Consider the following 20,418-nt stretch of genomic DNA (forward strand, 5'->3'; position numbering starts at 1 on the left):
CTCCGCTCATCCCTAATCCCTAAGCCCTAAGCCCTCCCCTTCGCCCTCCCCTTCGCCCTCCCCTTCGTCCTCAGCCTGAACGCATGCAGCAACGGCTCCGTATAGCCGTTCGGCTGGGCGACGCCGTCGAAGACCAGGGCGCGGGCGGCCTGGAAGGCGAGGCTGGCGGCGGGATCAGTGGCCATCGGCTGGTAGAGGGGGTCGCCGGCGTTCTGGGCGTCGACCTTCGCCGCCATACGCAGCAGGGCGGCATCGACCTGTTCGGCCGTGCAGACGCCGTGCAGCAGCCAGTTGGCCATATGCTGGGACGAGATGCGCAGGGTGGCGCGGTCTTCCATCAGGCCGATATCGTGGATGTCAGGCACCTTGGAACAGCCGACGCCCTGGTCGATCCAGCGCACTACATAGCCGAGCAGGCCCTGGGCGTTGTTGACGAGCTCCTCGGCGATCTCCGCCCCGGACCAGTTGACGCCACGGGCCAGTGGCGGGGTCAGCAGGTCGTCGAGACCGGGGACCGGTCGCGCCGCTATGGCGTCCCGCAGGGCGAAGACGTCGGTCTGGTGATAGTGGAGGGCGTGCAGGGTCGCGGCGGTCGGACTGGGCGTCCAGGCGGTGTTGGCGCCGGTCTTCGGGTGGGCCGCCTTCTGTTCCAGCATGTCGGCCATGCGGTCGGGCGCGGCCCACATGCCCTTGCCGATCTGGGCCCTGCCCGACAGGCCACAGGCCAGGCCGATGGCGACATTGCGGGCCTCATAGGCGGCGATCCAGGCGGAGGCCTTGATGTCGCCCTTGCGCACCACCGGACCGGCCTGCATCGCCGTGTGGATCTCGTCGCCGGTGCGGTCGAGGAAGCCGGTGTTGATGAAGACGATCCGGTCCCGGACCGCATGGATACAGGCCGCGAGATTGGCCGAGGTGCGGCGCTCCTCGTCCATGACCCCGACCTTGACCGTATGCCGCGCCAGCCCCAGCAGGTCCTCGACCGCATCGAACAGGGCGTTGGTGAAGGCGCATTCGTCCGGCCCGTGCATCTTGGGTTTGACGATATAGATCGAGCCTTCACGGCTGTTGCGGACCGTCCCGGGACCCTTGAGGTCGTGCAGGCCGATCAGGCTGGTGACGATGGCGTCCAGGACGCCCTCGGGCGCGTCGGACCCGTCCGCCAGCCGCACGGCCGGCGTCGTCATAAGGTGGCCGACGTTGCGCACGAACAGCAGCGACCGGCCCGGCAGGGTCACGGCCGAGCCGTCGGCCGCTGTGAAAGCCCGGTCGGGGTTCAGGGCGCGGGTCATCGACCGGCCGCCCTTGTCGAAGGTCTCGACCAGATCGCCCTTCATCAGGCCCAGCCAGTTGCGATACGCCGCGACCTTGTCGGCGGCGTCCACGGCAGCGACCGAGTCCTCGAGATCGACGATGGTCGACAGGGCCGACTCCAGCACGACGTCAGCAATGCCCGACGGATCATCGCGGCCGATGGGATGGTCGCGGTCGAACACGACCTCGATATGCAGGCCGTTGTGGCGGAACAGCCGCCCGCGCGCGCTGTGGCCGACATACTGGCCGGGATCGCGCAGGGCGATGCCGCCGTGCGGATCGCCCGGATCGGCCCATGACCCCTGGGCCAGCGGCACCGCCTCGTCGAGGAAGGCCTTGGCCCGCGCCACGACCCGCGCCCCGCGCGCGGCGTTATAGGGTCCCGGCGGCGGCAGGTCGCCCAGCGCATCCGTGCCGTACAGGGCGTCATACAGGCTGCCCCAGCGGGCGTTGGCAGCGTTGAGCACGAACCGGGCGTTGAGGCTCGGCACCACCAGTTGCGGCCCGGCCAGGGTCGCGACCTCGGCGTCGACGTTGCGCGTGCCGATGGTGAAGGGCGCGGGCTCCGCGACCAGATAGCCGATCTCGCGCAGGAAGGCCTCGGTGGCCGCGCCGTCATGGGCCGCGCCCCGCCGTCCAAGATGCCAGGCGTCGATCCGGGCCTGGAGGTCGTCGCGGACCGCCAGCAGCCGCCGGTTCTCCGGTGCGAACCGGGCGAAGATGGCGGCGACGCCGGACCAGAAGGCGTCCGCCTCCAGCCCGGTCCCCGGCAGGGCCTCGGCCTCGATGAAGGCGGCCAGTTCCCCGGCGACCTCAAGACCGGCACGCGGCGTCATCGACATGGAGCACTCCTCGGGGCGGGACTGAAACATTCCGTGATGACCTCGGGGAAGTCGAGGGGATTTTTGCACCTGCGAAGAAGACGGCATTTGCACGGGCACAGGAGAAGCGCATCATCGACCCCATGACATCACCCTCCTGGCTGCGCCTGCACTGGCCCATGGTCCTGCTGTTGCTGATCGCGGGCTCCAGCCTGTTGTGGCCGGTCGGCGGCGGATGGCTGTCGCGGCTGGCCCTGGGCTGGGACATCGGCGTCGGGCTGTTCCTGATCGACAGCCTGTTGAGGCTCAGGCGTGCCCGGTCGACGGACGATATCCGGCGGCGCGCGGCGGCACTGGATCAGGCGGGCGGTGCCGTCCTGCCCCTGGCCCTGTTCGCGGCCCTGGCCAGTATAGCGGTGGTGGTGGGCGAGGCGGTGCGGCTGGCCGGCGGCGGCGAGGCGGCCGACGGGGCCGCGGTTCTGGCACTGGCGACCGTGGCCCTGTCCTGGACCTTCGTGCATCTGATCTTCGCGCTCCACTATGCCCATGCCTTCTATGCCCCGGCGGGCAAGGACGGGGACCAGGGCGGACTGGCGTTCCCGGGCGGCGAGGACCCGGACTATTGGGACTTCCTGCATTTCTCGCTGATCATCGGCGTGGCCCTGCAGACGGCCGACATCCAGATCCTCGACCGGAAACTGCGGCGCACGGTGACGGTGCACAGCGTCACCGCCTTCCTGTTCAACACGGTGATCGTGGCCCTGACGGTCAATCTGGCGGTCGGACTGCTGGGCGGCGGTTAACCTCTCCGCCTTGACTTGGCCGCATTGAGCGCCCATTTGCGCTGCGTCGCACAATTGCGATGCCCCGGTGCGCTCCAGCGCGTGTGGGTCTTCCGACTTCCGAAGACCTGACTGTAGCAGCGGCCGGCCCTCAAGATTCATTCGCTGCCCGGACACGCGGGGCGGCGCCCGATCCACCCCGAAGGCCTCACCCAGAGGCCCCGTCGGGACTGGCGGTGCGCGGCCCATGGCTTGTCAGCCCGGTCGATGCGCGTCGCCGCATGCGAAAGACATGGCTCCCATGAGCAAGACATTCGACTCCTTCGGCCTGAATCCGGCCCTGCTGCAGGCGCTGGCCTCCGAAGGCTACACCACCCCCACCCCGATCCAGGCCCAGGCCATTCCTGACGTCATGGCCGGCAAGGACCTGCTGGGCATCGCCCAGACCGGCACCGGCAAGACGGCGGCCTTCGCCCTGCCGATCCTGCACCGCCTCGCCGCCAACCGCGTCGCGCCCAAGCCGCGCACCGCGCGCGTCCTGATCCTGTCACCGACCCGCGAACTGGCCAGCCAGATCGCCGAGAGCTTCAAGACCTATGGCCGTCACCTCGGCTTCAAGGTCGCGGTCGTCTTTGGCGGCGTGAAATACGGCCCGCAGGAACGCGCCATCCAGGCCGGCCTCGATGTGCTGGTCGCCACCCCCGGCCGTCTGCTGGACCATATGCAGCAGAAGACGCTGGACCTGTCCTCGACCGAGATCTTCGTCCTCGACGAGGCCGACCAGATGCTGGACCTGGGCTTCGTCAAGCCGATCCGCCAGATCGTCAGCCGCATCCCCGCCATGCGCCAGAACCTGTTCTTCTCGGCCACCATGCCGTCGGAGATCGGCAAGCTGGCCGGCGAACTGCTCAAGGACCCGGTCAAGGTGTCGGTGACGCCCCAGGCCACCACGGTGCAGCGCATCAGCCAGTCGATCATCCACATCGAACAGGGCCGCAAGCGCGCCCTGCTGACCGAGATGTTCGCGGATCCGCACTATACGCGCTGCCTGGTCTTCACCAAGACCAAGCACGGCGCCGACAAGGTCGCGGCCTATCTGGAAGCCGGCGGCGTCGAGGCCGGGGCCATCCACGGCAACAAGAGCCAGCCCCAGCGTGAACGCACCCTGGCCGCCTTCAAGGCCGGCAAGCTGCGCGTCCTGGTCGCCACCGATATCGCCGCCCGCGGCATCGACGTCGACGGCGTCTCGCACGTGCTGAATTTCGAGCTGCCCTATGTGCCGGAAGCCTATGTGCACCGCATCGGCCGAACCGCCCGCGCCGGCGCCGACGGCACCGCCATCAGCTTCGTGGCCGGCGACGAGATGAAGCTGCTGCGCGACATCGAAAAGGTCACGCGCCAGAAGATCCCGGCCACCGACCGCCGCAACGACAAGTCGCTGGCCCTGCTGGACCAGTCGATCATGGCCTCGGGCGTCAAGTCCAAGGCCTCGATGCCCGACGACGGCCGCGGCGACCGCCAGCAGCAGCGTGGCCCGCGCAATCCGCGCCGCGACGGCGTCAAGCTGGAAGGCGGCGGGCAACCGCACCGCGTACGCAAGGCCGGCCCGGGCCGCGACGCCCGCCCGATCCCGGAGCGCACCTTCGACCCGCTGGCGCGCGAGCGTCCGCGCAACAGCAACAACGACCCGCGCCACAGCTCGGCCCCGGCCACGGCCTCGGCCAAGCCCGACGGCGAAATCAAGCGCCGCCCGCGCCGCCGCAAGCCGTCCAACGGCGGCAAGGGGTATGCGGCGCAGGGGTAAGGCAGACAAGGACCGTCACCCTCGGGCTTGACCCGAGGGTCAGATGCAGAGGCCGGCGCGGTGAAGACAGGCGCGCGCCGGCTGACACCGTGCGGCGGACAGTCTGATCCTCGGGTCAAGCCCGAGGATGACGGAGGTAAGGTGTTGTCCTGTTGCGGACGAGCGCCAGGGTCGGGTCCCTAGCCGAAGCGGACTTTAGGGCGGTTCGCGTCAAATCCGGGGCGGTTTGTAGTTGTCTGACTTTGGACCAACCATGTCGAACAGTGGCTTGGGCACCGGACCCCAGCGGTTCGCCATAGGATCGCCGGGCCTCGCTCCCAACTCTATCGCCGCCCAGCCGAAGGCTAGGAACTGCGGCACCGGTATCCATGACGTGCTGAACGGCAGGGATAGCCCTGAGACCAAAACGATTAGACTGATTGCGAACGTCGCAACGCTTACGGCTGCGTAGACCCAGAATGCGATTGGTCTGGCATCTCGATCACGCGCGCGTTTTATTGAGACGTGGCGTTGAACCGCCAAAGCTACCGCTAGGCAGACCGCTTCGGCGACGCCCAGAAGAACCGTGGATTGGACGGTCGCAGCAGACAGGGTTTCACCGTCCCGCAGCAGGTTCCGGGCAAAGAACTCCGTGGCTTGGAGATAGAGGAAATACGTCACGACGAACGTCCCCCACCACTCCAGCCGTCCCACCCTCGACTTCATGTGCTGACCTCCAGCGACCCTCGCTACCCGCAATCTAGTGTTGTCAGAATAAATGTCCGCTCGCCACCCTCAGCTAACCATCGAACAGTCCACTCTTGGCTGCCGCCCAACGAAAACGCCCGCCGGATCACTCCGGCGGGCGTTTCAGTGTCTTGATCGTCGGACCGGTCAGGCGGCGGCGCTGGCCGGGGCGGTGGCGGTGCTTTCCGACGGGTCGCGCAGGACATAGCCGCGGCCCCAGACGGTCTCGATATAGTGTTTGCCGCCGGCGGCCGTGGCCAGCTTCTTGCGCAGCTTGCAGATGAAGACGTCGATGATCTTCAGCTCGGGCTCGTCCATGCCGCCGTAAAGGTGGTTGAGGAACATTTCCTTGGTCAGGGTGGTGCCCTTGCGGAGCGAGAGCAGCTCCAGCATCTGGTATTCCTTGCCCGTCAGATGGACGCGGTGACCGTTCACCTCGACCGTCTTGCCGTCCAGGTTCACCGCGATCTCGCCGGTGTGGATGATGGCCTGGGCGTGACCCTTGGAACGACGGACCACGGCGTGGGTGCGCGCGATCAGCTCGTCCTTGTGGAAGGGCTTGGTCATATAGTCGTCGGCACCGCCGCCGAAGGTCTTGACCTTGGTCTCGATCTCGGTCGAGCCCGACAGGATCATGACCGGGGTATTGATCTTGCCGACGCGCAGCTGACGCAGAACCTCAAGACCGTTCATATCAGGCAGGTTCAGGTCCAGCATGATCATGTCGTAGTCGTAGATCTTGCCGAGATCGATGCCCTCTTCTCCGAGGTCCGTCGTGTAGACGTTGAACCCCTCGGACTTGAGCATGAGTTCGATGCTCTGCGCGGTCGCATGATCATCTTCGATAAGCAGGACGCGCATTTATGCCCCTCCAGGCAAAGCTTGACAGTGATTTCCGACATCGAAGGCCGGGTAACCTTGTTCGGGAGTTAACCGGGGAAAAACTTAAGAAAGGTTAACTCCACCCCGTTGAGACGAATCGTAGGCTGATTTGCGAATCGGCGTCGAGAGTCCTGAGTCAAGCGAACGAGATTTTTTCGCAGTGCGGTCAGCGGACCCGCCCTGCGTCCGTTTTCGACGTAGCCATAGGATTATATTCCGCTCAGACGTCGGCGTGAGAAATGACCGGCGCTACGGGATGACGGGAGTTTCAAATGGTCGAAACCTATCGGGTGCCGGTGACCGACGCGGACCGGATCCGCGCCGGGCTGGCCTTGCAGCTGGTCGCCGCGGCGACCGGCATCAGTGTGGAGAAGATGACCGCCTCTGTGCGGCTCAAGGGCCGGGTTTGCCGCGCCCGCTGGCTGGCCCTCTACACCGCCTATGTCACCTTCGGCTGGCCCCTGGACCGGGTGGCGCATGCCTTCGGCCTGAACCGGGCGACGGCGGCGGCGGCCTGCCGCTGGGCTGAGGACGGGCGGGATCATCCGTCGGTCGATGCCCTGCTGGAACGGCTGGAGCTGTGTGTCAGCCAGCTGCTTGAGGCCCCGCGCTGCGAGCTGCCGGCATGACCGGCCCGGCAGGGGACACGGCGGCGGTCGTCCGGGCACGGCGGCTGCTGGCGCGGCGCGACGGCTGGATCGAGGCTGTGCCGGCCGGCTATGCGGTCAGGCCCGGACGGGATCGGCGCAGCCGCGTCATTCTGGTCCTCGATGAGGACGGCTTCCGCCGGCTGGTCGAGACACCCGGGCTGCGGCGGCGACCGGACGGAGGCTGGGTCGCGCGGACCGCACCGCACATCGGTGCCCCGGCGCCCGAGCCGGGACGGCCCGGCGTGATCGAGGGGACCCGCACCGTGATGGAGACGGACGGACGGCCCGGGCAGAGGCGCGCCAATCTGGGCCAGTCGGCGATCCTGTGGCTGGCGCAGCGCAGGACGGTCGACGGCCGACCCTGGCTGGTTGCCGCCCAGATCGCGGCGGCCGCCCGCCTGGGTCTGGACGCCGAGCAGGCGGCGCGCGGGCCCTCGCTCACCCTGCGCTGGGACGCCCTGCCCCGTTCGGGCGGCGGGTCGGCGGTCCGGGCCGAGCCGGGGGATTCTGCCCTTGCCGCGGCGCGACGGGTTGAGGCTGCGCTCGCGGCCTGCGGCCCGGCCCGGCCCATGGTCGAGGCCATCTGCATCCGCGCCTCGGCCCTGCAGGCGGCCGAACGCGACCTCGGGCTACGCCGCCGCGAGGGCAAACATCTGCTGCAGAAGGGCCTGGCCGCCCTTGCGGTCCATTACCGCATCGGCTGACAGGGTGGCGGGGCGACAAGGACGGCGCGCTGTGTCAGGTTACAGGCTCGTAACTTTTCCCTGTCCGGATTCAGCCGTAGGGTGAAGTTGAAAGCGCGCGCCTTCGGGGGCGCGCTATTGCGTTGCGGCGGCAGGCTCCTGTGGCCGTCGAGTTCGGGGATGACGGTGAAGCCAGTAGTTTGTTGCGTCCTGGCCGCCGGCCTGCTGTCCATTGCCCTGCCCGTTTCAGCCCAGGAGGCCGTGCCCGCCGGACTGCTGACCGAGGTGTGCCTCCCCTTTGCCAACCGGGCCCAGACCCTCGAGCGGTCGGTCAAGGCGGCCCGCGAACTCGAGTTCCGCCGGCCGGTGAATGACACCGCCCCGCTTGATGACTGGGCTTCCGAGGTCACCATGGTGTCCCGGGACGGCGTCTGGCGGGTCCGGATCGAGGAAGGCTCCGTCGAACGTGATGCGCGCCCGGCCTATGAAGTCAGCTGCATCATCTCCTCCAGCCGGGCCAGCGCCCGCGAGCTGGCGGACCTCGGCCGCCGCGCCTTTCGCGACGAGCGATACTGGACCAGCCCGCCGGACAATGCCTGGCGCTGGGATCGCCGCAGCGCCTACCCTGACGAATATGGCCTGGCCGTCGAGGTTCGTGAACAGGCCGGCGAACGCCCGACGATGACGGTCCGCGGCTCCTACTACTGAGCGGCGGCGTCGCGGATCCGGCCCACCATACTGTTCAGACCATTGGCACGCTGACGCGTCAGGGCCGAAGGCAGGCCCAGACGGTCAAGGGCCGCACGGGCGTCAAAGGCCAGGATTTCGGCCGGGCTCCGACCCGAATACAGCCTGAGCAACAGGGCAATGTTGCCCTTGGACAGGGCACTGTCACTGTCCGCGGCGAAGACCAGACGATCCCCTTCGCGGCGCACGGCCAGCCAGACCTGGGCGGCGCAGCCGGGCACCTTGTTGGCCTCGATCCGGTCCTCATCCGCCAGGGGGGCCAGGCCCTTGCCCAGGTCGATGACGTATTCAATCCGGCCTTCCCAGTCGCCGAGCAGGTCGAACTCCTCGACCAGTTCGGCCAGGGTGTCTTCGATGGGCGCGGCGGCGGTCATGGGGCGCTGGATAGGCCGGACCGGCGTTAACGACAACCACCCTCCCTTTCCCCGGAAATCCCCGGCAAGCCCCCGGCGTCAGTCGCCTGGAACGGGTGCGGGCTTTGGACGACTCATCCCGGGGGCTAGTCTGGCGAGGCCGGCGGTATGGTGTCCGGCCCGTCCCAGCCTGCCCTTGATCCAGTCCGCCCGCCCTGACCCGAAGCCCCTGCCCGACGCTCCGGCGAGCGATCGTCCGTCGCTGGCTGCCTGGCATGCGGGTTGGGCGGTGGCGGTGGCGCTGCTGGCGCTCGGCGGGCGCTGGATCGGCGGCGTCGACGGCTCGGTGTTCTACGGTGTCCTGACCATGGTGGTGCCCGGCCTCACGGGCCTTGCCCTGCTGCGGCGCGACGGCGGTCCCGAGCGGATGGCGCAGCTCGGCATCTGGAGCGTCGCCGCCCTGCTGACCGCCGCCCTGTCCGGAGGCCTGACGGGTCCGCTCAGCGGCTTTGTCTTTCTTCCCCTCGCAGCGGGGATCGCGCTCGGCGGACCGCGGCCGGTTCAGCTCGGTGCCCTCGCCGTGGGCCTCGCGGCCGTCGCCGGCCTGCTCTCGGCCTCGGTCACCCCCGGCCCGCACCTGCCCGGTCTTGCGGCCATTTCGGCCCTGTTGACCGCCACCGCCGCAGCCCTGGCGGTCCGTCTGTCGTGGCGTCAGCGCGAGGCCCGGCTCACCGCCGCCGAGGCCGAGACGGCCCGGCTCGAGAGCCTGCTGGCCGCCCAGCCCGGCCTCACCCTTGTGCTGGAACCTTCCGGTCGAGTTTTGGCCGCCTATGGGGCCCCGCCCGTCTCCCTGCCGGTCGATCCCCTGTTCGAAAGCGGTCTCGTGGCCGCATTGCATGCGCCGGACCGGCCGCAGCTTCTGGCCGCCATCGAGCGCGCCCTGAAGGGTCACGACGGTGCGGCCGTGTTCGCACCGCGGACGGCACTGGACCGCCGGGTGCAGTTGATCGTGCGCCGTCTGGACGATCCTGCGGAGCCCCGTCTGATCGCCCAGCTGTTCGATGCGACCGCCCAGTACGCCCGCGAACTGGGCCTCGAGGTCGCCCGACAGGAGGCCGAAGCCCGAGAGGCCGGCAAGACCCGCTTCCTGGCCAATATGAGCCACGAACTGCGCACGCCCCTGAACGCCGTGCTCGGCTTTTCGGACATCATGCGCCAGCGCATTTTCGGTCCCCTGCCCGACCGCTACAGCGAATATGCCGAGAACATCCACCAGGCGGGCGGCCATCTGCTGGACCTGATCAACGATGTGCTCGACGTGACCAAGATCGAGGCCGAGCGCTATACGCTGACGCTGGAACAGTTCGATGCCCGCGAGGTGGTCTCGGCCGCCATGGCCCTGGTCCGGGTCAATGCCGACGACAAGGGCGTCAGCCTGTCCAGCGTCCTGCCCGGCGATCCGGTCGAGGTCTCGGCCGACCGGCGCGCGCTGAAGCAGATCGCCCTGAACCTGTTGTCCAATGCCGTGAAATTCACCCCGCGGGACGGCGCGATCACGGTGACGGTCGAGGCCATCGGCCCCTATCTGGAAGTCATTGTCGCCGACACCGGCGTGGGCATCGCCCCGGAGGACGTCCGCCGTCTGGGCCGGCCGTTCGAACAGGCCGGAGAGATCGAGCAGCGTCGGCAGGGAACGGGTCTGGGCCTGTCGCTGGTCCGCGCCCTTGCCGAACTGCACGGCGGCCGGATGAGCATCGACAGCACGCTGGGCGAGGGCACGGCGGTGACGGTGCGCCTGCCCGTAGCCGTGATCGCGCGGGCCCCCGCGCCGGAGGGCGGTGCCGAGATCATCCCGATGCCCCGGAAGGGCGGGGGTTGAAAGGGCGCGGCAGGCCCCTAAAGCATCCCCATCGCCAGGAACGCCCGCCCGGCCGTGAAGTCGCCGGCCTCGAATTTCGCCGTCGCCACACTGCCGTCGCGGAAATGGAATTCGACGGCGAAGGTCTCGCGCGGGTCGAGGCGCCCGAGTGCGTCAGCGACCGCGGCGGGGAACCGCCACGCCTCGCCGGTCCGGCGCTCCGCGGCCAGCAGGGTGGCTTCAGCCGGAGCGACCCCCGTGGCCCAGAGGCTGGCACGGGCCGAGACCGGAGCCAGACCGTCGCCGGCCAGCCAGGGCCGCTGCACCCGGACCGGATCGCGCAGCACGATGCGGGCGGCATAGGGGCGCGAACGGCCGACGAAACTGACCACCGCCGTGAGGTCCGGCGCATCGCCCTTGCCTGCATAGCCGAAGGCGACCGGCGAGGCCCCGACCATGGACATCTGCTGCAGCCGCCAGTTGGCGGTTGCCGAGCGGATGCGGTTGGCGGTCCAGGTCCGGCGGGTGCCGGGGAAATCCATGCGCGGGGTACGCATCCAGCCCGCAAAGGCCCCGTCCACCCTGGCGCGGACCAGGGCCAGCTGCGGATCGGAACAGGATACCGTCGCGGCACGGGCGCGGGCGCGGTCGGCGGCGGCGGCGAGCTCGGAGGGACCGGTCCCCGAACGCAGGGCGGCACCGCGGGCCTGGGCCGTGGCCGCCTGGAGTGCCGCGTCGATATGGGGGGCGAACAGGTTGCAGCGCGCGTCGGCGGCAACCACGAAGGCGCGCTCATAATAGGTGGTGCCGGCCTCGGCCCGGGCAAGGGTCGGCAGCGCCAGCAAGGCGGCGGCAGCCAGGGCGGCTTTGGTCTTCAGGGCGGTCTGGCCTATCGTCATGGGACCGCACCTTACGCATCACGCGTTCCGGTCCGGTTTCCGAGCAGGGTTATCAAATTGCTTCTTTCGAGCGACCTCTGGGTGTCCGCCCTGATCCGCCGGGCCGAGCTGGGCGGGGCCTTCGCCACGGTCGCACGCAAGGGCGACGCCCGCGCCGGGACCGTCATCGTCAAGGCCTTCGACACCTCCAGCCGCCGCGCCCGACTCTATAGTGAGGCCTTCGGACCCGACGGCGAGCGGCTGTGGATGCAGCCGGTCGAGAGCGAGTTCGAGAGCGAGCTCGACGCCTACATCCAGCGCCAGACCGGCTACGACCCGGACCTCTGGGTGGTCGAGATCGAGGACCGCGAGGGGAGGCATTTTATTACGGAGAAGGTGGCGGGGGACGGGGGGTGATTAGTGGTTAGTGGTTAGTGGCGAGTGGCTAGTGGCCAGCGATTAGTGATTAGTGGCTGTTCGCATCACTGTCGGCGGAAGGGCGGCGCAGCTGGCACCACGCCCCGGCCGGCGGCCAATCACTAACCACTAGCCACTAACCACCAGCCACTCGCCACTCGCCACCACCCACTCCGCCACCCCCTAACCACCTGTGACCGTCCCCGGCCGCCAGTGCGAAATCCTTAACTGCGTTCGCACACGGAACCTCAAGTGCAGGCGCCTATGGTCAGCTTCAACGGGCCGCAATGAGCCCGGAGCGATGGTGGGTGTTGTCGATGCTCTTTCTTCTCAACGACGTTGTGTTCGATCTGGACGAGGCCTCCCCGGTCACGCCCGGCGACGCGCGCCGTTTCGAGAACCTGGAGCTCGACTATGTGCTGGAACTCGGCTGCGAACTGTTTTCCGAGGATCCGATGCTGCACCTCAATGATCCGCAGCGGGCGCGCCGGCTGGCGTGGCTGATCCACGACCGGTCGCCCGAGGTGAACGCCGCCCTGTTTGCCGCCCCGGCGGCCGGCTGCGATCCGAACCTCGTCGAGCCCCGGTTCTGCGCCCTGCCCGACACCGTCATGCTCCAGCTGAAGGCCCGCGCCGCCAAGGGCAAGCTGAACGCCCGCACCGCCGACCGTGCGGTCTGGATGCGTATGGCCGCCTGATACCCGGCTTGAACCGAACCGAACTCCCAAGCTAAGGTTGTGCCTTGGGCAGGGGAGCGGGGGTTCCATGAGCGCGATGTCATTCCTGAGAGCCGTGGCGCTGGCCGCGCTCGCTTCACTCCTGCTGTTCGCCCCGCCCGCCCGGGCCGAGTGGCGCAAGGCCACGAGCGAACATTTCGTCATCTACGGCAATACGAGCGAAGGCAGCCTGCGGAACTATGCACAGAAGGTCGAGCGGTTCGACCGGGTACTGCGCACCTGGTTTCCGCCCCGTGATCCCGATGTGATCCCCCCGCGCCTGACCATCTATCTGGCCGACGGGCGTGCCGACATGCTGAAGGTCTGGCCAGACATGCCCGAGAGCATCGGCGGGTTCTACACAGCGGGGGAGGAGCGGATCTTCGCCGTTACCGGGGGAACCGGTCCCGAGAACGACCACACCCTGTTCCACGAATACGGCCATCACTACATGTACCAGAACCTGAACGGGGCTTTTCCCGGCTGGTTCAGTGAAGGATTCGCGGAGTTTTTCGCGACCGCTGACCTCTCACCAAGCCGCATGCGGATCGGCTTGCACAGCCCGGGTCGGATGAACTCCCTGACTCTCGGGACCAACAGCTGGATGCCGATGGAACAGGTCCTGCGATCCCGCTCGTACGACACCGGATCACGCGGACATTTCTATTATGCCCAGTCCTGGGCGCTCACCCACTATCTGATGAGCACGCCGGAGCGGCAGGCAAAACTGTTCCTCTACCTCGGTGCCATCAACAGCGGCCGGGATCCGGTCGAGGCCTTGGCTGGGACCATCGACCGGACCCCCGACCAGCTTCAGGACGACGTTCGCCGATACGTCAGTGGACGTATCAATTTCCTGTCCCAGCCCTATGCATTTCCCCCCGCTGACGTGACCGTCACTGCGCTGAGTCCTGCCGAGAGCGAGCTCATCTGGCTGGACCTGCGGCTCGCACGCTTCGTCCCGGAACCGCTTCGGGCTGCAAATCTGGCCGAGGCGCAGGGCGTGGCGGCGCGGTACCCCGACGATCCCTTCGCCGCGCGCGTTCTCGCCCAGGCCTACCTCGACATGCAGCAGCCGAACGAGGCGGTGGAGGTCATGCGACCGATTGCCGGGGCGCATCCGGACGAACCGCTGGGGCAGCGGTTCTTCGCCGTGACCCTGATGGACGCCGGCGACAAGGCCGAAAAGGACGGCGATCCTGACCGGCGCCAATCCCTCTACAGCGAGGCCCGGCGCGCGCTGGCGCGCGCCTACGCCGCGGATGGTCTGGATTACCGAACCTACCTGGCCCTGAACCGGAACCGTCGCGGAGCCTCCACCTACCCCAGCGACAATGACCTGGAGGTCCTGCGGAACGGGGTTGATCTGGCCCCACAGGTCTCAGCCCTGCGCTATCAGGCTGCACAGGCCATGATGAACCGGGGCCAGTACCGCGAGGCCGTCTTCTACCTGATGCCGCTCGCCAACAACCCGCACGGCGGCGACCGCCTGACCGAGGTGCGCGCGCTGCTGCAGCAGGCGATGCAGTTGGCCGGGATGGTGCCCGCGGCCGGGCAGGCGGAACCGGAGGCAGCCCCCGCGCCCGCGTCCTGACCGACCGGCTTCGCCGACGGGTGACTTTCCGCCCCGTCCGCGCTAACCCCCGCCACCATGTCGAAACGCTCTCTCGAACAGGAGGCCCTGCGCCGCAGGACCTTCGCCATCATCGCGCACCCCGACGCGGGCAAGACCACCCTGACCGAGCATATCCTGCTGGCGGGGGGAGCCATTCGCGCGGCCGGGGCCGTGCGAGCGCGTGGCGAGAACCGGCGCACCCAGTCCGACTGGATGAAGATCGAGAAGGAGCGCGGCATCTCGGTCTCTGCGTCCGTGATGACGTTCGAGCATGACGGCAAGATGTTCAACCTGCTGGACACGCCGGGGCACGAGGACTTCTCCGAAGACACCTACCGCACCCTGACCGCCGCCGACTGCGCCATCATGGTGCTGGACGCCGCCAAGGGCATCGAGCCGCAGACGCTGAAGCTGTTCGAGGTCTGCCGCCTGCGCGACATCCCGATCATCACCTTCATCAACAAGCTGGACCGCGAGGCCCAGGACCCGATGGCGCTGCTGGACGAGATCGCCTCGCGCCTGCAGCTCGACCCGGCTCCGATCTGGTGGCCGGCGCAGAGCGGCAACCGTCTGCGCGGCATGGTCGAGATGGGCACCGGAAGGTTCCAGCCCTATGCCCGCAAGCCCGCCGGGGCCGCCGAGGACGTGCCCCACCCCGACGCCCTGCCGCTGTCCGAAGCCGGGTCGTATTTCGAGGCCGGCGAACATGAGGCCCTGCTGGAGGCGCAGGAACTGGTCGAGGGCGGCTATCCCGCGTTCGACCGCCAGTCCTTCCTCGAGGGCCATATGACGCCTGTGCTGTGGGGCTCGGCCCTGCGCCATTTCGGCATCGACGAACTGCTGGCCGCGATCGGCGAATGGGCGCCGCCGCCGAAGGTCATGAAGGCGCACAAGGCCGCCCCCGCCGGGACCCGCAACGCCGCCGAACCGGTCCCGCTGACGGTGGCCCCCGGCGAGGCCGAGGTCACCGGCTTTGTCTTCAAGGTCCAGGCGAACATGGACCCCAACCACCGCGACCGCATCGCCATGTTCCGCATGGCCTCGGGCAAATTCCAGCGCGGCATGAAGCTGAAGGTCCAGAACACCGGCAAACAGCTGAGCGTGAACGCCCCCATCATGTTCTTCGCCAGCGACCGCGAACTGGCCGAGGACGCCTATGCCGGCGACGTCATCGGCATCCCCAACCACGGCGTCCTGCGCGTCGGCGACAGCCTGTCCGAGAGCGGCCTGATCCGTTTCGCCGGCCTGCCCAATTTCGCGCCGGAAATCCTGCAGCGCGTGCGGGTCAAGGATCCGCTCAAGGCCAAACACCTGAAGAAGGCGCTGGACGGCCTGGCCGAGGAGGGCGTGACCCAGCTGTTCCGGCCCGAAATGGGTTCGGACTTCATCGTCGGCGCCGTCGGCCAGCTGCAGTTCGAGGTCATGGCCGACCGGCTGGGCGAGGAATACGGGCTGGAGGTCATCTTTGAACCCTCGCCCTGGGCCGAGGCGCGCTGGATCGGCGGGACCAAGGCCGATCTCGAGGATTTCATGGGCAAATACCGCGGCCAGATGGCCCGCGACATCGACGACGACCCGGTGTTTCTGGCCAAGTCCAGCTGGGAGACCGGCTATGTGATGGAGCGGTTCCCCCAGGTGGCGTTCACGAAGACGAAGGAGCGGGGCTAGGCGGCCAAACCCCAAGGCATGGTTCGCCGGGTGTCAGCGCCGGGGGACGCGGGGCGGCGAAGTGGGCTGTGGATGGACGGACGGGACGGCCCGGTCCTCACGCCTGTTCACGATCAAATCACCAGAAAAACTCCTTCGAACCGCCGGCGCGGCTTCGCGTTTGCTAGTCATGGGCCAAGGGACGCGTCATGGTCCCGAAGCGGGACGACCGGAGCGCCAGACCCCATGTTCGAATTCGGCCGGGATTTGCGAAAGCTGTTCGAAAAGGCGCGCGAGAGCGAGGACCTCGGCTGGCTGGAGCTCGTCGGGGCGGACCTCGTCGCCAACGAGGCGCAGTCGATGTGCATCGACGCCGGTCGGGTGTCCTGTGCCCAGCCCTTCGACAGCTGGATGCGCGCCTCGGCCCTGTGGCGCGAGCACGCCCGTCGGACCGGGCACCGGGCCAGCCTTGATCGGGCTGCAGCGGCGGCCTCGGATGCGGCGCGGCACACGGCCACGCCCGATCAGACGGCGATGGCGGCGCTCGAGTCCGGCGAGATTCATCTGTTGCGCTTTGACCTGTTCGGCGGGCCTGAAAAGCTGAATGCGGCCGTGGCCGACATACAATCACTCACGGCGGACCGTGCGGCGACCCGCTCGGCGGCCGCAGCCCTGCACGCCCGGCTGTCCGCGCGGCGGGCCCGGCTTTCAGGCGAGCCGGCCGCCATGCTGGACGCGGCCGCCTTGCTGGACGCTGCCCTGCACGGGGCCAAGGCCCTGCCGGCGACCGTCAGCGATGATCTGCGGCTGGACCGGGCGGCGCTCGGGCTGGAAGCCGGGGTGGCGCGGCGCGACGGGCGACTGCTGGATCAGGCCGGCCGCGATCTGCGGGTGCTGGTCGAGTCCGCCTCGCCGGACTACCGCCCGCTGACCCGCGCCCGCGCCCTGGCCCTGGCCGGCGCCGGGCTGATGGCACTGGCCCGGCTGGCGAAGGACGAGGCTGCCACTGCCCAGGGCCAGGCCCTGTTCGCCGCCGCCGCCGACCAGTTCACCCCCGATCACAGCCCGCTGGACTGGGTGGCCGTTCAACTGGCTCCCGGCGACACCGAGACGCCGCTGTCACGGCTGTGCGAGGCGGAATCCCTGACCCGCGAGCCCGGCCTGATCCTCGGTGCCCTGGCGCGGGAACGCAGGCTTGCGGCCGAGACGGCGCTGGCCGAAGCCATGGGCGATGTCGACGGCCTGACCGGGCTGGAAGCTGTCGTCCGGCGCGGCCTGGTCCAGTCCGCCGGTGCCCAGCCGCTGGAATGGGTCGCCGACCAGATCGGCATGGCCCACCTGGCCCTGGCCAAGGCGCGTCTGACCGGTTGCGAACCCCGCGCCGTCGGCATGATGCTGGCCGAGGCCATGGAAACCGCCCGCGAATGGGGGGCTCCGGCGCTGGTTCAGCGGGCGATGCTGGTGCAGGTTCAGGCGGCGAATACGTAGGCAGGTCAGGGGCTTGGGGATTAGGGCTTAGGGCTTAGGGATTGGTCGGCGTCGAGCGGTGATTGGACGCCAAGGGTCTCGTTCCGCGTTTCGTACCGGATTCCCACCACCTAATCCCTAAGCCCTAAGCCCTAAGCCCTAAGCCCCAAGCCCCAAGCCCTAGCCTCCCAACGCCACAAACCCGCCGTTGCCGAACCCCGGCTTGCCGTAGCGCAGCGGCTGGCCGTCTTCGGCCATGACGCGGCCGCCGGCGGCTTCCAGAACGGCCTGGCCTGCCGCCGTGTCCCATTCCGAGGTCGGGCCGGTGCGCGGATAGGCGTCGAAACGACCCTCGGCGATCAGGCAGAATTTCAACGACGAATCCATGCCCTGCCAGTTCACGCAGCCGTGGCGCGAGGCCAGCCGCCCGGCCTCGACGTCCGTCATGGAGTGGCTCATCACCGCCAGGGGCGCGGCGGGCCGGTTGCGCACCTTGATGGCCTGCCAGACATCGCCGAACCGGCGACGGAAGGCCCCGCCGCCGGGCGCGGCGCTGCGCCAGGTCGTGGCGGTCGCGGGCGCCGTGACCACGCCGGCGACCGGCGATCCCTTGTGGATCAGGGCGATGTTGACGGTGAAGGCTTCCCGGCCCTCGACGAAGCCGCGGGTGCCGTCCAGCGGATCGATCAGCCAGAACCAGTCATGGGCTGAGGCGGGCGCGCCGTCGGCGGCGACGGCTTCCTCGGCCACGGTCTGTACGCCGGGATAGAGTGTCGCCAGCCGCGCGAGGATCAGGGCCTCGGCCTCCTGGTCGGCGCGGGTGACCGGGCTGTCGTCGGCCTTGGACTCCGCCACCACACCGGTGCGCCAGTAGGGAAGGATGACCCGGGCGGCGTCCTCGGCGATGTCCGCCAGCGCCTCGGTCAGGGTGCCGGACGCGAGGTCGGCCATCAGTCGTTTACTCATGACCGCCCGATTAGAGCATCAGACCGGTTTCGCGAACCGGCAAATCAGGTCAGCGTCCCGCCGGTTCCCGACTGTTGCGCGCAAGGCCCTATGACTGACACCGCCCCCGACACTCCCCTTCCCGACAGCGCCACGCTTCCCGACGGCCAGGCGCTGGCGGCCCTGGTCGCCGGCAAGCTGTGTCATGACTTCATCAGCCCGGCGGGTGCGATCAGCTCGGGTCTGGACCTGCTCAAGGACCCGACGGCGCAGGACATGCGCGACGACGCCATGGGGCTGATCGAGGCCAGTGCGAAGAAGATGGTGGCCCTGGTCGCCTTCGCCCGCGTGGCCTTCGGGGCCGCGACCTCGTCCGAGCGCTTCCAGGGCGCCGAACTGGGGGAGCTGGTGTCCGGCCTGACCGAGGGCGGACGGGCATCGCTGACATGGGCGGTCGAGGACATGACCTATTCCAAGGCCCAGTCGCGGGCGCTGGTGAACCTCGGATATCTGACCATGGCCGCGCTGCCTTCGGGCGGGCTGGCGACCATCGCGACACGAACCGACGGGACCGGACTGGTCATCGAAGGCCGCGCCGAAGGTGCCCGCGCCCGCCTGAAAGGCGAGGCCATCGCGGGACTGGCGGGACAGCCCCTGACGGAGGGCCTGCCCGGCCAATGGATCCAGCCCTACTGGCTGTGGCTGACGGCTCATGACGCCGGTGGATCCCTGGACGTCCACGTCGAGGAGGGATGTGTCACCCTGACCATCCACATGCCAATCTGACTTCCGGGCGACCGTCCCAAGGAGTCATTAACCGGCTCAAGGGATGATGGAGTCGTGCACACGCGCGCGTTGTGCGTCTGTTTCTCGGAATCCGGATATTGACTCCCAAAACCTGTCTCATCGTCGACGACAGCCGGATCATCCGGAAGGTTGCGCGCCGGATCGTCGAGGGACTCGGCTTCGAGGTCGATGAGGCCGCCGACGGGGCCGAGGCGCTTGCCTTCTGCAGCGGCCTGATCCCGGAAGTGATCCTGCTGGACTGGTCGATGCCGGTGATGGACGGCATGACCTTCCTGCGCCGACTGCGCGCCCTGCCCGGCGGCTTGGCGCCCAAGGTCCTGTTCTGCACCATCGAGACCCGCGCCGAACGCATCGCCGAGGCCCTGTCGGCCGGGGCCGACGACTATGTGATGAAGCCGTTCGACGGCGAGATCCTGACCTCGAAATTCGCCGAAGTGGGGGTCGTCTGACCCCATGAGCCCCGAGGACTTCGATCGTCTGCAGTCGCTGATGGCATCCCGTGCGGGGTTCCGGCTGACGCGCGACCGGATCAAGCTGGCCGAGCACCGCCTCGGGCCGGTGGCGCGGCGCGAAGGGTTCGAAACCGTCGATGCCATGCTGGAGGCTCTCTGGGCCAAGCCCGTCGCCAGCCTCGGCTGGGCCGTGATCGAGACCCTGCTGAATTCCGAGACCTGGTTCCGGCGCGACCGGGTCAGCTTCGACACCTTCGGCAAGGAACTGCTGCCGGCTCTCTCGCGGGCGCGGGGGGGACAGCCGATCAAGGTCTGGTCGGCCGGCTGTTCGACCGGCCAGGAGGCCTGGTCCCTGGCCATCGCCGCCCAGGAGGCCGGGGTCGCGGTCGAGATCGTCGCGACCGATCTTTCCCAGCGCGCACTGGAGAAGGCCCGGTCGGGTGCCTACACCGGCTTTGAAATCCAGCGCGGCCTCAAGGCCGCGACCATGCTGCGCTGGTTCGACCAGGCCGAGGATGCCTGGATCGCCCGGGCCGAGCTGCGCGCCATGGTCCATTTCGCCCGTGCCAATCTGTGCGATGCGCCCACGGATTCCCATCGCTTCGACATCATCTTCTGTCGCCATGTGCTCAGCGACGTCGAACCGGCCCGGCGCGGCCCGATGCTGGACAATCTGGAACGGCGGCTGGTCGATGACGGCTGCCTCTTCCTCGGCCTCAATGAGCAGCCGGAGAACGACACCATCGCCTTCCGCCCGGTGACCGGCCGCAAGGGCCTGTTCGTCAAATCGCCGGCGGCGCTGAAGCGCGTGGCATAGGGCTTCGCGCCGGGGCTAGGATCGCCTAGCCTGCTCC

The 20,418-nt window shown here is 68.6% G+C and carries 20 protein-coding genes; 14 read left to right on the forward strand and 6 right to left on the reverse strand.

What is annotated here, in order from left to right:
• Positions 1-26: 26 nt before the first annotated feature.
• Positions 27-2,156, reverse strand: coding sequence for a malate synthase G (locus Q0053_RS03585; RefSeq protein ID WP_298096128.1), 2,130 nt, complete (start codon positions 2,154-2,156; stop codon positions 27-29).
• A gap of 122 nt (positions 2,157-2,278) precedes the next feature.
• Between Q0053_RS03585 and Q0053_RS03590 the strand changes: the two genes are divergently transcribed.
• On the forward strand, positions 2,279-2,938 hold the full coding sequence (locus tag Q0053_RS03590; protein WP_298096131.1) for a DUF1345 domain-containing protein: 660 nt from the start codon (positions 2,279-2,281) through the stop codon (positions 2,936-2,938).
• A gap of 280 nt (positions 2,939-3,218) precedes the next feature.
• Entirely contained in the window at positions 3,219-4,721 is a 1,503-nt protein-coding gene (locus tag Q0053_RS03595) for a DEAD/DEAH box helicase (RefSeq protein ID WP_298096134.1), read from the forward strand.
• Positions 4,722-4,931: 210 nt separating this feature from the next.
• Here Q0053_RS03595 and Q0053_RS03600 read toward each other — a convergent pair whose 3' ends face one another.
• Positions 4,932-5,426 (reverse strand): hypothetical protein, encoded by a 495-nt coding sequence (locus Q0053_RS03600; RefSeq protein ID WP_298096137.1) that lies wholly within the window; start codon positions 5,424-5,426, stop codon positions 4,932-4,934.
• 168 nt (positions 5,427-5,594) lie between these two features.
• The gene (gene ctrA, locus Q0053_RS03605; protein ID WP_298096140.1) at positions 5,595-6,308 is read right to left on the reverse strand and encodes a response regulator transcription factor CtrA; all 714 of its coding nucleotides are present in this window, start codon (positions 6,306-6,308) and stop codon (positions 5,595-5,597) included.
• A gap of 293 nt (positions 6,309-6,601) precedes the next feature.
• Between ctrA and Q0053_RS03610 the strand changes: the two genes are divergently transcribed.
• From Q0053_RS03610 to Q0053_RS03620, 3 genes are all read left to right on the forward strand, one after another.
• Positions 6,602-6,958, forward strand: a complete 357-nt coding sequence (locus tag Q0053_RS03610; RefSeq protein WP_298096143.1) for a chromosomal replication initiator DnaA — start codon at positions 6,602-6,604, stop codon at positions 6,956-6,958.
• Complete coding sequence (locus Q0053_RS03615; protein WP_298096146.1) at positions 6,955-7,683, forward strand: DUF6456 domain-containing protein; 729 nt, start codon at positions 6,955-6,957, stop codon at positions 7,681-7,683. The genes Q0053_RS03610 and Q0053_RS03615 overlap by 4 nt, the downstream gene beginning before the upstream one ends.
• A 165-nt stretch (positions 7,684-7,848) precedes the next feature.
• Positions 7,849-8,370, forward strand: a complete 522-nt coding sequence (locus Q0053_RS03620) for a hypothetical protein (RefSeq protein ID WP_298096149.1) — start codon at positions 7,849-7,851, stop codon at positions 8,368-8,370.
• Here the strand turns inward: Q0053_RS03620 and Q0053_RS03625 are convergent.
• Positions 8,364-8,783 (reverse strand): SufE family protein, encoded by a 420-nt coding sequence (locus Q0053_RS03625; RefSeq protein ID WP_298096152.1) that lies wholly within the window; start codon positions 8,781-8,783, stop codon positions 8,364-8,366. The genes Q0053_RS03620 and Q0053_RS03625 overlap by 7 nt on opposite strands.
• Before the next feature lie 175 nt (positions 8,784-8,958).
• On the opposite strand from Q0053_RS03625, the gene Q0053_RS03630 reads away from it, so the two are divergent.
• The gene (locus tag Q0053_RS03630) at positions 8,959-10,641 is read left to right on the forward strand and encodes a sensor histidine kinase KdpD (protein ID WP_298096155.1); all 1,683 of its coding nucleotides are present in this window, start codon (positions 8,959-8,961) and stop codon (positions 10,639-10,641) included.
• 17 nt (positions 10,642-10,658) lie between these two features.
• On the opposite strand, the gene Q0053_RS03635 is transcribed toward Q0053_RS03630, so the two are convergent.
• Positions 10,659-11,519: a hypothetical protein gene (locus tag Q0053_RS03635; RefSeq protein WP_298096158.1), complete on the reverse strand. Its 861-nt coding sequence runs from the start codon at positions 11,517-11,519 to the stop codon at positions 10,659-10,661.
• A 57-nt stretch (positions 11,520-11,576) separates the two neighbouring features.
• Here Q0053_RS03635 and Q0053_RS03640 point away from each other — a divergent pair, with 57 nt between their 5' ends.
• The 5 genes from Q0053_RS03640 to Q0053_RS03660 all read left to right on the forward strand — a co-directional run bounded on the left by Q0053_RS03640 (position 11,577) and on the right by Q0053_RS03660 (position 17,381).
• The gene (locus Q0053_RS03640) at positions 11,577-11,915 is read left to right on the forward strand and encodes a DUF1491 family protein (RefSeq protein WP_298096161.1); all 339 of its coding nucleotides are present in this window, start codon (positions 11,577-11,579) and stop codon (positions 11,913-11,915) included.
• 317 nt (positions 11,916-12,232) lie between these two features.
• Entirely contained in the window at positions 12,233-12,613 is a 381-nt protein-coding gene (locus Q0053_RS03645) for a hypothetical protein (protein ID WP_298096163.1), read from the forward strand.
• A 67-nt stretch (positions 12,614-12,680) separates the two neighbouring features.
• A complete protein-coding gene (locus Q0053_RS03650; RefSeq protein ID WP_298096166.1) occupies positions 12,681-14,225 on the forward strand; it encodes a DUF1570 domain-containing protein in 1,545 nt (514 codons plus the stop codon).
• A gap of 57 nt (positions 14,226-14,282) precedes the next feature.
• Positions 14,283-15,914: a peptide chain release factor 3 gene (locus Q0053_RS03655; RefSeq protein ID WP_298096169.1), complete on the forward strand. Its 1,632-nt coding sequence runs from the start codon at positions 14,283-14,285 to the stop codon at positions 15,912-15,914.
• 225 nt (positions 15,915-16,139) lie between these two features.
• On the forward strand, positions 16,140-17,381 hold the full coding sequence (locus tag Q0053_RS03660) for a hypothetical protein (protein ID WP_298096172.1): 1,242 nt from the start codon (positions 16,140-16,142) through the stop codon (positions 17,379-17,381).
• Between the two features lie 159 nt (positions 17,382-17,540).
• Here the strand turns inward: Q0053_RS03660 and cysQ are convergent, their stop codons facing one another.
• Complete coding sequence (gene cysQ / locus Q0053_RS03665; RefSeq protein ID WP_298096175.1) at positions 17,541-18,326, reverse strand: 3'(2'),5'-bisphosphate nucleotidase CysQ; 786 nt, start codon at positions 18,324-18,326, stop codon at positions 17,541-17,543.
• A gap of 90 nt (positions 18,327-18,416) precedes the next feature.
• Here cysQ and chpT point away from each other — a divergent pair, with 90 nt between their 5' ends.
• The 3 genes from chpT (at position 18,417) to Q0053_RS03680 (ending at position 20,381) form a co-directional block, all read left to right on the forward strand.
• Positions 18,417-19,091 carry a histidine phosphotransferase ChpT gene (gene chpT, locus Q0053_RS03670; RefSeq protein WP_298096178.1) on the forward strand — a complete coding sequence of 225 codons (675 nt, stop codon included), beginning with the start codon at positions 18,417-18,419 and terminating at the stop codon, positions 19,089-19,091.
• Positions 19,092-19,189: 98 nt separating this feature from the next.
• On the forward strand, positions 19,190-19,561 hold the full coding sequence (locus tag Q0053_RS03675) for a response regulator (RefSeq protein ID WP_298096180.1): 372 nt from the start codon (positions 19,190-19,192) through the stop codon (positions 19,559-19,561).
• A 4-nt stretch (positions 19,562-19,565) separates the two neighbouring features.
• Complete coding sequence (locus Q0053_RS03680) at positions 19,566-20,381, forward strand: protein-glutamate O-methyltransferase CheR (RefSeq protein WP_298096183.1); 816 nt, start codon at positions 19,566-19,568, stop codon at positions 20,379-20,381.
• Positions 20,382-20,418 lie beyond the last annotated feature (37 nt).

The organism is Brevundimonas sp., assembly GCF_027487935.1.
Taxonomy (GTDB): domain Bacteria; phylum Pseudomonadota; class Alphaproteobacteria; order Caulobacterales; family Caulobacteraceae; genus Brevundimonas.